At 49.2% G+C, this 14,434-nt stretch carries 8 protein-coding genes and 1 riboswitch; of the genes, 1 reads left to right on the top strand and 7 read right to left on the bottom strand.

The window, feature by feature from the left end; translation table 11 throughout:
* Positions 1-82: 82 nt before the first annotated feature.
* Positions 83-178: riboswitch (glycine riboswitch) on the bottom strand.
* A gap of 95 nt (positions 179-273) precedes the next feature.
* The 3 genes from Q0R17_RS11625 to Q0R17_RS11615 all read right to left on the bottom strand — a co-directional run bounded on the left by Q0R17_RS11625 (position 274) and on the right by Q0R17_RS11615 (position 3,741).
* The gene (locus Q0R17_RS11625; RefSeq protein ID WP_293935380.1) at positions 274-2,286 is read right to left on the bottom strand and encodes a BCCT family transporter; all 2,013 of its coding nucleotides are present in this window, start codon (positions 2,284-2,286) and stop codon (positions 274-276) included.
* Between the two features lie 457 nt (positions 2,287-2,743).
* A complete protein-coding gene (locus tag Q0R17_RS11620; RefSeq protein WP_293935378.1) occupies positions 2,744-3,280 on the bottom strand; it encodes a substrate binding domain-containing protein in 537 nt (178 codons plus the stop codon).
* A 17-nt stretch (positions 3,281-3,297) separates the two neighbouring features.
* Positions 3,298-3,741, bottom strand: coding sequence for a LysR family transcriptional regulator (locus Q0R17_RS11615; protein WP_293935376.1), 444 nt, complete (start codon positions 3,739-3,741; stop codon positions 3,298-3,300).
* Positions 3,742-3,910: 169 nt separating this feature from the next.
* Here Q0R17_RS11615 and Q0R17_RS11610 point away from each other — a divergent pair, with 169 nt between their 5' ends.
* The gene (locus Q0R17_RS11610) at positions 3,911-4,345 is read left to right on the top strand and encodes a nuclear transport factor 2 family protein (RefSeq protein WP_293935375.1); all 435 of its coding nucleotides are present in this window, start codon (positions 3,911-3,913) and stop codon (positions 4,343-4,345) included.
* Positions 4,346-4,644: 299 nt separating this feature from the next.
* Here the strand turns inward: Q0R17_RS11610 and Q0R17_RS11605 are convergent, their stop codons facing one another.
* The 4 genes from Q0R17_RS11605 to Q0R17_RS11590 form a co-directional block, all read right to left on the bottom strand.
* Positions 4,645-6,153, bottom strand: coding sequence for a GGDEF domain-containing protein (locus tag Q0R17_RS11605; RefSeq protein ID WP_293935372.1), 1,509 nt, complete (start codon positions 6,151-6,153; stop codon positions 4,645-4,647).
* A 328-nt stretch (positions 6,154-6,481) separates the two neighbouring features.
* Positions 6,482-9,064, bottom strand: a complete 2,583-nt coding sequence (gene clpB / locus Q0R17_RS11600) for an ATP-dependent chaperone ClpB (protein WP_293935370.1) — start codon at positions 9,062-9,064, stop codon at positions 6,482-6,484.
* Positions 9,065-9,293: 229 nt separating this feature from the next.
* The gene (locus tag Q0R17_RS11595; protein WP_293935367.1) at positions 9,294-9,800 is read right to left on the bottom strand and encodes an arsenate reductase ArsC; all 507 of its coding nucleotides are present in this window, start codon (positions 9,798-9,800) and stop codon (positions 9,294-9,296) included.
* Between the two features lie 244 nt (positions 9,801-10,044).
* Positions 10,045-14,434 (bottom strand): VCBS domain-containing protein (locus Q0R17_RS11590; protein WP_293935366.1); only part of this gene is annotated, 4,390 nt, incomplete at its 5' end.

The raw sequence follows: 14,434 nt of genomic DNA, 5'->3' as shown, positions 1-14,434 counted from the left end.
CTGAGAGATTCCAAAACGGCTCATGACGATCCGTTTTGTTAGCCCCTTCGGTGGGCGTTTTATACGCCGCTCTCCAGAGTGTTGATGCCAAAGAGTCCTTTTGCCTGAGCGTTCGCGGGCGTTGCGCCTTCGGCGGTAACTGGGGTTTTCCCTAGCTACTCTCTCCTCTTTGGTCTTGGGAATTTAACCACTTAGGCCGATTTTGTCAATTTTACCTAGCAATAAAAAACGCCCACTTGAAACGGTGGGCGTTTGGATTTTGGTGCTTATGCTTTAAGTATGCCCAGGTGCAGAATTCAGCAGATGGGTATCTTTATTGTGTACCAAACTTAAATAGCGTTCATATTGTTTTAACACGTCGGCAATCAGCTCTTGCTGAATCATATATTGCACATCGTAGCCTTGGCGGCCGTCTTCAAAGAAGGTAATGGGCACGTAATGATGCGGACGGCTAGACATGGGGAGCGATGCGTCTCTGAGGGCAAAAGCAGGTACAGGCTGTTTTAACGGCCGCACGCCGTACACAAAATCGCGCAGATTGGCTTGTGGCACAATCAAAGAAACGGCCTTATCGTCCCCAACGAGCACGGATGCTTCTAAGCCTTGCTTTTGCAGCTCGGCTGCTACTTCTTTGAGCGCGGGCTCAACGCTTTTTGCAATGAATTTTTCAACATCGCTTAAGCGTGGCTCTTGCAGAATTTGCGCAAGGCGTATGCGCCAGTGCTGGCCTGTCCAAAAGGTAGTGCCAGGTGAAAACTTTTGTGAGAAGTGTTCACGATCGGCCGCTAAGCCTTTACAGAGGCTAAAGCAGAGCAGCAGCATGATGGCCGTGAAAGGTAGGGCGGCAATTAAGGTGACGGCTTGCAATGCCTTTAAACCACCCGTTGTGAGTAGGATGGCGGCGGTCACGCCAAGTAAGCCTGCCCAAAATAGGCACTGCCAAGCCGGTGATTTTTCTGCGCCACGGGTGGCAATGGTATTGAGCACAAAGGCGCCCGAATCGGCCGAGGTCACAAAAAATACGGCAATCAGCAAAATGGCAATGGAGGAGGTGACTTTAGCTAGCGGTAGGAATTCAAAGAATTTGAAAAGCAGTGCATCCACATTGCCCGCGGTTTGCGATAGCGCACCGGCAGCGGTATGCATATCTAGCCAGATGGCGGTGTTACCAAAAATGGTCATCCAAATCAGATTAAATAGCGCGGGAATCAGCATTACGCCGATGATAAATTCACGCAAGGTGCGGCCACGGGAAATACGCGCAATAAACATTCCCACAAACGGTGACCATGAAATCCACCACGCCCAATAGAGCAGCGTCCAGCCACTAAACCAGCCTTCTTTTTGCGTTGGCTCATAGGTATAAGAGCGGAAAGTCAATTCCACAATACTAGAAAAATAATTTCCAAGGTTGTCACCAAAAGCGCCAAGTAGAAATAACGTTGGCCCTGCAAATAATACAAACAGCATCAGGATAATGGCGAGGCTAAGGTTTAGCTCGCTTAAGCGGCGCACACCCTTATCTAAGCCCGATGCGGCTGAGCAGCCAGCTAAGCCAATAACGACGGCAATTAAGCCATATTTAAAATTAAGCCCAGAAGTATCCCAGCCGGTGAGGGATGCAATCCCCGCGCTGATTTGTAAAATGCCAAAGCCTAGGGTGGTAGCGATACCAAAGATGGTGCCACAAAGGGCAAATACGTCGACAGCGTGTCCCATTGGGCCGTTGATTCGGTCACGCAAAATGGGGTAAAGGCCGGAGCGAATGGTGAGCGGTAGATTGTAGCGAAAGCCAAAATAAGCCAGCACTAGGCCCACTAAGCAGTAAATCGCCCAAGCATGAAAGCCCCAGTGAAAGAAGGTCATATTCATCGCTTCACGGGCGGCAGCCATAGTGCTGCCTTCGGCCAGTGGTGGCGATAAATAATGCTGCATGGGCTCGCCCACGCCAAAGTACATCAGGCCAATTCCCATGCCTGCGGCGAACAGCATGGCAACCCAAGAGGTGAAGTTATATTCAGGTTTGGCATCGTCTGGGCCAAGGCGGATATTACCGTAAGGGCTGCAGGCGATAGCTATAAGGGTGATGATGAAAATGGCAACGGATATAATGTAGAACCAGCTAAAATTTTGCGAAATCCAAGCTTGACCATGCGAGAAGATTTGTTCCGCGGCGGTGGGGTTGAGGGTACAAATGGCGAGTAAAACGCCGATTAAAATCATGCTGGGTAGAAATACCGGCATGCTGAGGGTGTGATGAAAACGGGATGGGATGGCGGTACTCATGCGTCTCCTATAATGGCCAAAATCCGTGGCCTTTTATGGGTGGGAAAGCGAATGCACACAATATGCCCTTGTATTTAATGGGGTATTGTCTGAAGACGTCGACTTTACTCTAGCAATAATTTCGATATTTGTAATGTTGAATAGTACAAATAGGTGACTAAATCACATATTGCTTAAGGCGTTTTTCTACTCACTATGGTTCGGCTCAAGGCGTGTGGAATCAAAGCGGTTATTTCGCCGAGAGTAAATCGAAAGCAGCTACGGGAATGAGATTGGTGGCATTACAAGGAGGGGCATGGAGTGGAATGCATGTTTGGTAAGCTCAAGTAATACCGTCGGATCGCCATGCATGACGAGAAAAAAGCGATCAATTTCTGGGCATGCTGACATTTGCTGCGACGCTGCTGTGGCTGAAATGAGAGGCGGAAAAACGTCAACAGAGCCTAGTGCTTGGTAGCTATTGTGACAGCAATGTAAGAGGGGCAGTAGCAGGGGTCCCTGAAAACCGCCGCGCTAAATCCTGCTCCGCAAAAGCCGCTACCACATAGTCAATAAACACCCGTGTTTTGGCGGGCATTAGGACTCGGCTGGAGTAGTACATGCTGATTGAGCCAGCATCGGCATACCACTGGGGCAATAAACGCACCAGTCGGCCCTGCTCTAAGTGCGCTAGTACATGCGGCATAGGAGCCAAGGCCACGCCCAGCCCCAGTACTGCTGCTTGGCTGATGGCGTCGGGATCGTTTAAAACGAGCTGCTCTTGCACCGCCGCCAGCGCTTCATCGCCTTGAGCATTGCGCAGAGTCCAGTGCTGCACCCGCCCAGTTTGCACCGAGCGCATCACAATGCCCGCCAGCGTAGCCAAATCACGAGGCTGCTGCGGTATGGCGCGCCCTTGCAAATAGCTGGGCGCTGCCACCGCCACGACATGTGCGGGCCCTACATGCCGTGCTACCACCCCAGGGGCTAGTTGGATGCCGCCACCAATTGCCACATCTACTCCTTCGCCAGCTAGGTTGACTTGGCGGTTTCAAGCTGCCAGTCAAGGCGGATACGCGGATAGCGCGCCATCAATGCGGGCACTAGTGGCAGCACGTATTCCATGGCAAACGATGGCACCATACTGACTTTGAGTACCCCGCTGGGCTCATCACGCTCAGAATTAATATCGCTAATGGCTGATTGTAGCGCGTGCAAATTGCCTCGAATTGCATACAGAAACCGCTCCCCTTGCTCGGTTAGTGTGAGCTGGCGTGTGCTGCGATGAAATAGCCGTACACCTAGATTGGCTTCCAGCATGCCCACATTGCGGCTAACTGCTGCCGGCGTCAGAGCCAGCGTACGGGCCGCTGCAGAAAAACCGCCTGCCTCCGCGCTACGGACAAATGATTCCAGATTGGTCAGAGTTTCCACGGTATTGATCTTCAATAAATGCTTGAAATTGATTATAGCCATATACGACTTATCTAATTATGCAAATAAGCGCACATTTCTATCCACACCAGAGCCCGCTATTACGTTTGACTTGTAAAAATTATTTAGGAGGGTATTCCACCTCAGTGTTACAAATTTTAGGCTCGGCTAAATAGTGCTGTTTCACTCCATAAACATAAAAAGGTTAGTTATGAAAAAGATTTTTGTTGCATCTGTCCTAATGCTTAGCACCGTGGCTTATGTTCAAGCGGCCCCTCCGGCTTCCGGAGTTGAAATTCAAACCATTACCAATGCGATTGATAGCATGGATCCAGCCGTCTTTGCCAAACTGCTGACGGAAAACGCTCGTTTCAAATTTGGCAATTTTCCAGAGGCCCAAGGTAAAGCGGCCATTTACCAAGCGCAGGTGGATTTTTTCAAAAGCGTGAAAGGGGTTAAACATCGCGTTATCAAAGAGTGGCAAGACAAAGACTCTATCTTGGCTCAAATGGAAGTCACTTACACCCGCCACGACGGTAGCGAAATTACTTTGCCAGTGACTGATATTTTCAATATTCGTAATGGCAAAGTAGATGGCACCTATATTTATATGGACGTAGCACCGCTGTACCAGCCGCCTAAGTAAGCTACCGCTGTCAGCGGCGTTGCCCTATTTGACGAGGCTGGATTCGGGTTTCTTATCTATCCAAAAGTGAAGATGGATAAGAGTTTATACGGCCCGTTAATTTGTGCTGGCGTTGTTTTGTGATAATGGCCACGTGGTTTTCTTGTTTGGTATGAATCTGGCCGTTGGACCAAAAGCATTGTTGTAACAAGAAGAAAGTCGTTTTTGCTTGCGGGGAGCTGATACCAATAACATTGGTCTAAGTTGATGTTTGTAGGGGCGCAGTAAGTAGCGCCCCTACAATGTGTGTATCACTTTAGTTAATGATTAAACGCTGTAGAGCTAATTGCGCACTGTACTTGATTGCGCCCAGCGGCTTTTGCGGCGTACATGGCTTGATCGGCCCGATTTAATAGATGATCTAAACTGCTATCGTTGTCTTCTAGCATGGCTACACCCACGCTGATGGTGATGCGGATTTTCTGTTCGTGGTATTCAACTAGGGCTTGATTTTCTACCGCGATGCGTAATTTATTGCCCGCCAAGATGGCTTCTACCTGTGTGGTACCAGGGAGTAGCAGCACAAACTCCTCGCCACCCCAGCGGGCAAAACTATCCGTGGCACGTAGCTCGGCGGTGCAAACTCGGCACAGCTCTTTCAGGGTTAAATCGCCAGCTAAATGCCCGTGCTGGTCATTAACGTTTTTGAAGTGATCGATATCAATCAGCAAGATAGACAGCGGTTGCTGATAGCGGCGGGCGTAAATAATGGCCTCCTCACAACGGCGCTGCCATTCGCGCCGATTGGCAACACCGGTTAGCTCGTCCGTGGTGACTAATTCTTCTAGGCGTTGATTGGCGGCGGCCAATGCTTCGGTTCTTAAGGTCACTTCCGTTTCTAGCTGAAGATGGCTATGGCTGAGTAGTTCTTGTAAAAGCGCTAAATAGTGCAGAGTCAGCCCAATTGAAAATAGAAATAATTGTAAATTAAGGAAAGAAAGAGGCTCGCTGGGGGTAAAAAAGGGCCCAATATGATGGGTGGTTCCTATCATTGAAAGCATAAAAACAATCAGTAATGCGAGTGAGGTTCCTGCTAATCGAAACCGAATGGCAATCAAAAGTAAGATAGGCAAAATAAGCATCATCAAATAGCTATAGAGCAGAAACCCCAAGGCAATAATCAAGATTAAAGCAAAAAAATAAGGAATGGCGGGGCGGATTCTATATTTGAATGCGCTGGATTTCCAACTGGCGTAAATCGGCGCCACGATAAATAGCCCTGCGGTATCCCCCATAATCAGCATAAACATTTGCTGAATGTTACTGAATCCATCCTGCGTGCTAATAATACTGCTTAGGCTTAGCAAAGTATGGGTGAGCGCCATGCTGAATAGGGCGGGTATAAAGCATATTTTCCCCCAAAAATAGGGGAGGTCAGTGGGTTTTTGTAAAGGGGAGCGATGATGTTTTGTAAGAAAAAACTGCCAAGCTTTGGCTGCCATATATGCCTGCCACACGTCGATGAGTGCCGTGCCAATGCCAACAAGCAGCGATGTGATCAGGGGGTGAGTATTGCTTGGGGTGTTGATATAGTAATAGGTGGGAGTGTTGAGGATAAAGCTTGCGAAAAAAATAAAAATAAATGCAGCAGGGCCAATTTCCAGTGCCATTAATAAGCCAATACCTGCGGGCAGCCAAATAACAGCAAGATGGCCTGGGGATAAATGCGCCTGCTGAATATTAATAAACCCAATGCCCACATAGCCGATAAACAAGATAAAGGCGATGAAATATCGCTCTGGGTTAAGAAATGTAAGTGCTTGCTTCATTACATTTTTTTCAAAGTTTGATCGTTTAGCTTATCGCATAATTAAGAGATTTGTGAATAATTTAAAGAAATACAAGCATTGAATTAAAAGCACAGTGTTTATCGCAAACTATGCTTTTCTTGATTAGCCGCTTTGCTCAGCAATGTCTAGCATCATTCCCGCTTAGGCGGGAATTCCGTTGCGGTGTACTCAAAGCCTTTGGATCTCCGGTAAAAGCACTCGGGGATGACGCGTTTTTAGTGGGATTTTGTGCTGAATTTTATTTTGCTGAGCAAGCCGTAGATAAAAACGGCGGCCCTCAGGCCGCCGTTTTGAATTTCCACATCTTTTATGTAGATTGCTTAAAACACAGGGCGTCATTGTCAACATCAATAGTCAGTACGTGCCCCGCGCTGACTTTGCCCTCTAGGATTGCCTTAGATAGCGGGTTTTCAATTTCGGCTTGAATGGCGCGTTTTAAAGGCCTTGCGCCATAAACTGGATCAAATCCTGCTGCCGCAACCAGGTCAAGCGCTGCATCGGTGATGCTCAGCTCAATCTCCATATGGGCTAAGCGCCCTTGCAAGCGATTAAGCTGAATGCGGGCAATGTTTCTAATTGCCGCTTGATCCAACGAATGAAACACCACCATTTCATCGATACGGTTTACAAATTCCGGCCTGAAATGGTCTTGTACCTCGGCTAATACCGCCATTTTAATGAGCTGATAATCCATACCGGCCATAGCCTGAATTTGCGTGCTGCCCAGATTACTGGTCATCACGATCACGGTATTTCTAAAATCTACCGTGCGGCCTTGGCCATCGGTGAGCCTGCCATCGTCCAGCACCTGCAGCAGGATATTAAACACATCCGGATGCGCTTTTTCGACTTCATCGAGCAAAATCACGCTATAGGGTTTGCGGCGAACGGCCTCGGTTAAATAGCCACCTTCTTCATATCCCACATAGCCTGGCGGCGCGCCCACTAATCTGGATACGCTGTGTTTTTCCATAAATTCGCTCATGTCGAGGCGAATTAAGTGATCGGGCGAATCAAATAAAAATTCAGCTAATGCCTTAGTTAGCTCCGTTTTACCTACGCCGGTTGGCCCTAGGAATAAAAAGCTGCCATAAGGGCGGTTAGGGTCTGATAGGCCTGCACGCGAGCGGCGGATGGCGTCGGAAACTAAGCGTACCGCTTCAGCTTGGCCGACCACTTTCTGATGCAAGGCGTTTTCCATCGCTAGCAGTTTGGTCCGTTCGCCCTGCAGCATGCGGTTAACCGGAATGCCGGTAGCGCGGCTCACCACTTCGGCGATTTCTTCTGCGCCAACTTGCGTGCGCAGCAGTTTTAATTTACCGCCGCTGACTTCAGAGGCTTCGGCGGCTTTTAGCTTGGCTTCAAGCTGGGGCAGTTGGCCGTATTGCAGCTCGCTGGCTTTATCCCATTCACCCTGACGCTGGGCGGCGTCCATTGCTACTTTTACTTTTTCAATTTCTTCGCGGATGGCTTGGCTGCCCAGTACGCTGGCTTTTTCGGCTTTCCATATTTCTTCTAAGTCTGAATATTCTTTCTCTAGCCTTGCGCTTTCTTCTTCGATCAAGGTAAGGCGTTTTTTAGACGCTTCGTCTTTCTCACGTTTTACGGCTTCACGCTCAATTTTGAGCTGGATAATGCGCCGATCTAGCTTATCCATGACTTCGGGCTTGGAATCGATTTCCATCTTGATTTTGGCGGCAGCCTCATCAATTAGATCAATCGCCTTATCCGGTAAAAAGCGATCGGTGATATAGCGATGGCTCAGCTCGGCGGCGGCCACAATTGCAGGGTCGGTGATTTCTACCCCGTGATGGATTTCGTATTTTTCTTGTAAGCCACGCAAGATGGCAATGGTGGCCTCGACACTTGGCTCGGCCACAATCACTTTCTGGAACCGCCGTTCTAGCGCAGGGTCTTTTTCAACGTATTTGCGGTATTCATCCAGCGTCGTTGCGCCGATGCAGTGCAGCTCACCACGCGCCAACGCGGGTTTGAGCATATTGCCCGCATCCATCGAGCCTTCGGTTTTACCCGCGCCCACTAAGGTGTGCAGCTCATCGATAAAAATAATGGTATTGCCTTCGTCTTTGGCTAGCTCGTTGAGCACGGCTTTTAGACGCTCTTCAAATTCACCACGGTATTTGGTTCCTGCCAGCAAGGAGGCCAGATCAAGTACCAGTACCCGTTTAGATTTGAGCGATTCGGGTACTTCGCCATTCACAATCCGCTGGGCAAGGCCCTCTACAATCGCGGTTTTACCCACGCCTGGTTCGCCAATCAGTACCGGATTGTTTTTGGTGCGGCGCTGCAACACCTGCATGGCGCGGCGGATTTCATCATCGCGGCCAATGACAGGGTCGAGCTTACCAGCGCGGGCTCTGGCGGTAAGATCCATGCAATATTTATCTAGTGCTTCGCGGTTTTGATCCGCTTCAGCACTGTTTACGCTTTGCCCACCCCGTACGGCATCAATGGCTGCGGCAACAGCTTCTTTATTTGCGCCATTTTCTCTTAATAAACGGCCTGTTTCACCTTTGTCGCTGCTTAAAACCAGTAAGAATAAATCGCTAGAAATAAACTGGTCATCGCGCGTGAGTGCGGCTTTATCGGTCAGATTAAGTAGATTGCTCAGCTCTTTAGAAACGCTGATGTCACCCTCGTTGCCGCTTACTTTTGGCAGGCGCTCAATGGCGGCGGTGAGTGCGTTTTTGAGTGCGGTGACGTTGACCCCCGCCCGCGCCAGTAGGGCAGGCGTGCCGGAATCTACATCGGCGAGTAGGGCCGCTAAAACGTGCTGGGGTTCGATATAGGGATTGTCATGGGCATTGGCGCTGCTTTGCGCATCACCAATGGCCTGTTGAAATTTTGTGGTCAGCTTATCAAAACGCATCTTGAACACCTCCTCGTATAAGTTCTTACTCTAGAGATGGGGGTGAGGCAGGGGGGATTTCAAGTGCAAAAAGATGATTTGAATCATCTTGCTGGCGAATGTAGTTGGCCGAGGGGCTAATTAAAAAGGAATATTGCTGCGTGGTTGGCAGGTTTGTAGATGCCTCAAGAGGGCTGCATACCTTGGCAGCTATAGCCAGCAAGGTATGCTGCACCTTGGCGTTTTTAGTTTAAATGGTGGTTTTTCCGATTTCTTTCACGGTGTCATTCAGTGATAAATGTTGCAATTTTTCTGAAGGCAGGCTGACAAGTAGATCGATTCTGCGTTTAATTTGGGCGAATATTTTGCTAAATGAAGCGCGCTTTTCTTCTTCGGTGTCACCGCGTGGGTCTTCGTAGCCCCAGTGTGCGCTGATCGGGTGGCCAGGCCAGGCGGGGCAAGCTTCACCGTGGGCTTTATCGCAAACGGTAATGATAATATCCATATGTGGTGCATTGCTATGCTCAAATTCTTGCCATGACTTTGAGTGCAAATGGCTGGTTTCATAGCCAATGCTTTGCAGTAGCTCGATGGTGTAAGGATGAATTTTGCCGCTAGGGTGGGTGCCCGCGCTGTAAGCATTAAAGCGGCCCTGGCCAAGGATATTGAGTAAGCCTTCAGACATTACGCTGCGGGCTGAATTAGCGGTGCATAAAAATAGCACATTAAAAACACGGTTAAAGGTGGGTTGGGCCATGGTTTTTATTTCTCTTTTATCTGATTTTTAATTTAGAACGACAGCGCCAATCGGCTTTTTTTTTGCCACGTTCACAGTGCTAACGGGCAAAGTGCTGATGCGGTGAGGGGCGTATATTAACGGGCAAAGATGAAGCAAAAGCTTCATGTTGCTTACAAGTAGGTGTTTTTTTATTGAGGTGATGGAGCTATAGGCAATAAAAAACGGCTCCCTAGAGAGCCGTTTTGGAGCTTAAAGCGAAGGCTTAATCAACAATCAGTTTGTTGTTTTGTAGTAGGTTTTTTACAATATCTGCATCTGTTGCGCCAGTTAAGTCAACGCCTTGCAAGATGATGGTTTGGTCTTCTTTGCCGGCGTTGTAGCCAGCATTAAATTCCCCTGCGGTACTGACGTGAATAACGGTGCTGCCACCGGTTTTTTCAACGTGCAGATAGTTAAGCAGGTTGCCAATATCGTTACTGCCATGGGTTTCGCCGATAAGCAGATCGCGCATATCTAGTTTGTCGTTGTTACCCGTGGTGACGTTTTGATTGAAATCCATCACCACGTCGGTCGCTGTTTTAACTAGATTGATGTTTGCCGCTACACCAAATTCATTGCCTGTACCTGCTGCAGTGGCACCGCGGGTAATCGCTTGATCGCCTGGCATCCAGAGGAAGACATCATCCCCAGCGTCCCCTTTGAGTACATCGTTGCCAGAGCCGCCGCGCAATACATCATCACCTAAGCCGCCACGTAAGGCATCATTATCGCTGCCGCCGTCTAGGTAATCATTGCCGGTGTGACCGTAGAGCAAGTCCACCCCTGTCTGGCCAAAAATGGCATCGTTGCCGCTACCGCCGTTCACCACATCTGCCTTTGGATTACTTACACCAACGGCTGCACTAAATAGCTGGGTGCTTGGGTCAACTAAAGAGCTCAGATCCAGTGTCATTAGTTTGTGACCCAGAATGTCAGCAAACTTATAGCCAGCAGAGTCGCTGTCGCCAGCATAAATCACATCATCACCACGGCCCGATTCAACGTAATCGTTACCGCCGCCCGCATCAATCACTTGGTCAACCGACTGGGTGTATTGGAAGCGCTCGCCAGGGTTTGGGTTTGGTGCGGTTGAAGTGGCACCTCCGCCTAGTTGCAGATCAATCACCGTGCCTTCGGTTTTTTCTGTGCCCCAAAGCGTGGTGGATTCGCCATACATATCGCCAATCTGATCATTGAAGCTGGAGCCCATAATCACCACCGGATCGGTGTGGCCTTGGATATTGATCGTGAGCGTGGCGGTGGATGTGCCGCCTTTGCCGTCGGATGCGGTGTAGGTGAATTTCTCGCTTAAGCTATCTCTGTCGTTAAGGGCGTTAACACGTGGATTGCTATTGTCTAGCTTGTAGCTATAGCTGCCATCTGTGCTGATTGTAAGCTGGCCAAATTGACCATTGATGGTTTTGCCTACATTAGCTGCATTGTTGTTAACGGCTTGAACCACCAGTTTGTCGCCATCTACGTCGATATCATTGCTAAGCACATTGCCGGTAATTGGGTTTGTTGCGCTATCTTCGCGAACATTTGCGCTATCGTCGTTGGTGTTTGGCGCATCGTTAGTATTGGCCACTTGAATCGATACAAAGGCGTTGTTTGTTGCCGTTTCACCGGTACTGTTTTCTACGCTAACCGCTTGCAGGCCTACCTTGTACTCACCAAAGAAATTAAGCGGTGGTCTGATTTGCAGGCTGTTTAAATCCCAGCCTTTGAGATTCAAAGTTGAACCATCGCTCGGCGCGTTAAATGTATTCACGCCATCAAATACGGTGCTACCTGCTTTAAGCTCGGTGAGAGAAAGGCTTTGTAGTTTTTCGGAGCCATCGGTATCGCTGAGTTTGGCCGCTAAGCCAAAGAGCTGGATATAGGAGTCTTCCTGCCCACTGATGCCCTGCGGGTAGTAGCCGCCATCTCCTGTAGTCACCAGATTGCTGTGCAAACCGCCGGTGCTTTCTAGCTGAGTTAAATTGCTATAGAGCGAGAAGTTGCTGGTGTTAAAGTCGATGGCTTTTGCGCCATTAACGCTTACATTTAGATCCATCGCACCTACGTTGGATGCGTTGTAAACGATAAACTCAACGGTGTAGTAGCCTGATTTGCCAGGTACAAATGGTGTGGCGGTAAATGTGCCATAGCCATCGTAAGGGCGATTCATTAGTTGGACGCCGCCAACTTTAAGCAGGGAAGTATCGTCAACATAGCCGCTGAACGTATAGTTTTTACCTTCTTCTAAGTAAACTAAACCACTGACTCTGTAAGCAGAATCAGTAGCGATACCACTTGGCGCAGATGCACCATTATCTACATACACATCGGCTGAGCTTACCAGCGTGGTGCTGGTTGGCGTTTTGCCTTCAAGCGTTGTTTCGATCAGTGTTGGCGTTCTGGCCGAGGTGGTGTTTAGATTGTCATTTGCGTCTGGTGCATAGTACTGCTGGATTAAACCATTGCCTTTTGGTGGCGTAACGGTGGTGGTTGAGCCATTAACTAAGTTGATCCCGCCAATGCTAATGATAGGCATATCGGCCACAGGCTTGATATCAACCACCATGCTGACTTTATCGCTGCTAACGCTGCCATCATTCACTTGGTAATCAAATTTTGCGTAGTCCGATTTCTGATCGCCAGTGCCAATGGTATTAAAGCTATTGTTACCCGATTCATTTGCATCTGGCACAAAGGTCAGCTTACCCGCGTCAATATCGGCCTTGCTGATGGTGAATTGGGCTGGGTTTGTAATGGTTACACCATTAAATTGCAATACCCCATCCACAGGAAGTGAGCTTAATTTGATTGATAGGCTGCTTGCCGCAGTATCGCTATCGACGGCATTAAAGTCATTCCATTTAAAGGCATAGGCGGTATCTTCGGAGCCAGTGACCAAGCCACCCGTGCTGGTTGGCGCGTCGTTGGTACCCTGTACGGAAACCACAACATTAGACGTTGTGCCATCCGCCGACATCACCACGAAGGTTTCAGTCTTGGTTTCACCCTCTTTAAGCGCCTGAACATTGGCTGCGCTGTTGTTCAGCGCATAAGTCCACTTGCCATCCGTGCCAATGCTGAATTTACCGTAAGTGCCGGTAGTGTCAGTCTGTGCTTGGAAGCTAGATTGACCAGCGTCTTTGTCATTAACGAGTAAAGTACCGCCGGTAGTCAGAGTTACATCTTCTTTAACCTGACCAGCATCATCACCTGGTTTGCTTGGAGTAATGATAGCTGCGTCGTTTGTGCCGACAATCGTCACCGTCACATTTGAAGTGGTGCCATCTGCCGACTTCACCGCAAAGGTTTCCGTCTTAGTTTCGCCTTCTTTCAACTCTTGGACGTTGGTGGCTGAGTTATTCAGCGCGTAAGTCCACTTGCCATCAGCACCGATGCTGAATTTACCGTAAGTGCCAGTAACATCAGTCTGTGCTTGGAAACTGGATTGGCCAGCGTCTTTGTCATTGACCAGCAGCGTGCCGCCAGTTGTAAGAGTCACATCTTCTTTAACCTGACCCGCATCATCACCTGGTTTGCTTGGGGTGATGATGGCTGCGTCGTTTGTACCTACAATCGTCACAATCACATTTGAAGTGGTGCCATCCGCTGACTTCACTGCAAAGGTTTCAGTCTTGGTTTCGCCTTCTTTCAGAGCTTGAACATTGGCCGCTGAGTTATTCAGCGCATAAGTCCACTTGCCGTCCGCACCGATGCTGAATTTACCGTAAGTACCGCTCGTGTCGGTTTGCGCTTGGAAGCTGGATTGGCCAGCGTCTTTATCGTTGACCAGCAGCGTGCCGCCGGTAGTCAGAGTCACATCTTCTTTAACCTGACCTGCATCATCACCTGGCTTACTTGGGGTGATGATGGCCTTGTCGTCCAGGCCCTGCACATTAATGGTGATGGTGGTTTTACTGCCATCGCTCAGGGTGACGTTGAAGTTTTCGGTTTTAAATTCACCAGTCTTCAGCGCTTGTACATTGTCAGCGGCGTTGTTGAGTGTATAGGCCCACTTGCCATCGCTGCCCAGCGTCAATGAGCCATAAGTGCCAGCCGTGTTTGCTTGAGAAACAAAGGTTGCCCCACCACTAGCCGTTAGTGCGCCGCTGCTGGAGGTGACGGTGTCTTCTTGCACTGCGCCTTGGCCGACCGTGGCGGATTCATTGGTGCCGGAAATCTGGACAGTCACCGTGCTGCTTGTGCCATCGGCCGTTTTAACGGTAAAGATTTCGGTGCGGGTATCGCCTTCTTTTAGCTCTTGAACATTAGTGGCTGAGTTATTCAGCGCATAAGTCCACTTGCCATCCGTACCGATGCTGAATTTACCGTAAGTGCCGGTAGTGTCGGTTTGCGCTTGGAAGCTGGATTGACCAGCGTCTTTATCGTTGACCAGCAGCGTGCCGCCAGTTGTAAGAGTCACATCTTCTTTAACCTGACCCGCATCATCACCTGGTTTGCTTGGGGTGATGATGGCTGCGTCGTTGGTGCCGACAATCGTCACCGTCACATTTGAAGTGGTGCCATCCGCCGACTTCACTGCAAAGGTTTCAGTCTTGGTTTCGCCTTCATTCAGTGCTTGAACATTGGCCGCTGAGTTATTCAGCGCATAAGTC

Origin of the sequence: Iodobacter sp., from assembly GCF_025352645.1 — a bacterium.
Lineage (GTDB): Bacteria > Pseudomonadota > Gammaproteobacteria > Burkholderiales > Chitinibacteraceae > Iodobacter.
The sequence above is the reverse complement of the archived record's forward strand: the minus strand, read 5'-3'. Positions and strand labels throughout refer to the sequence as shown.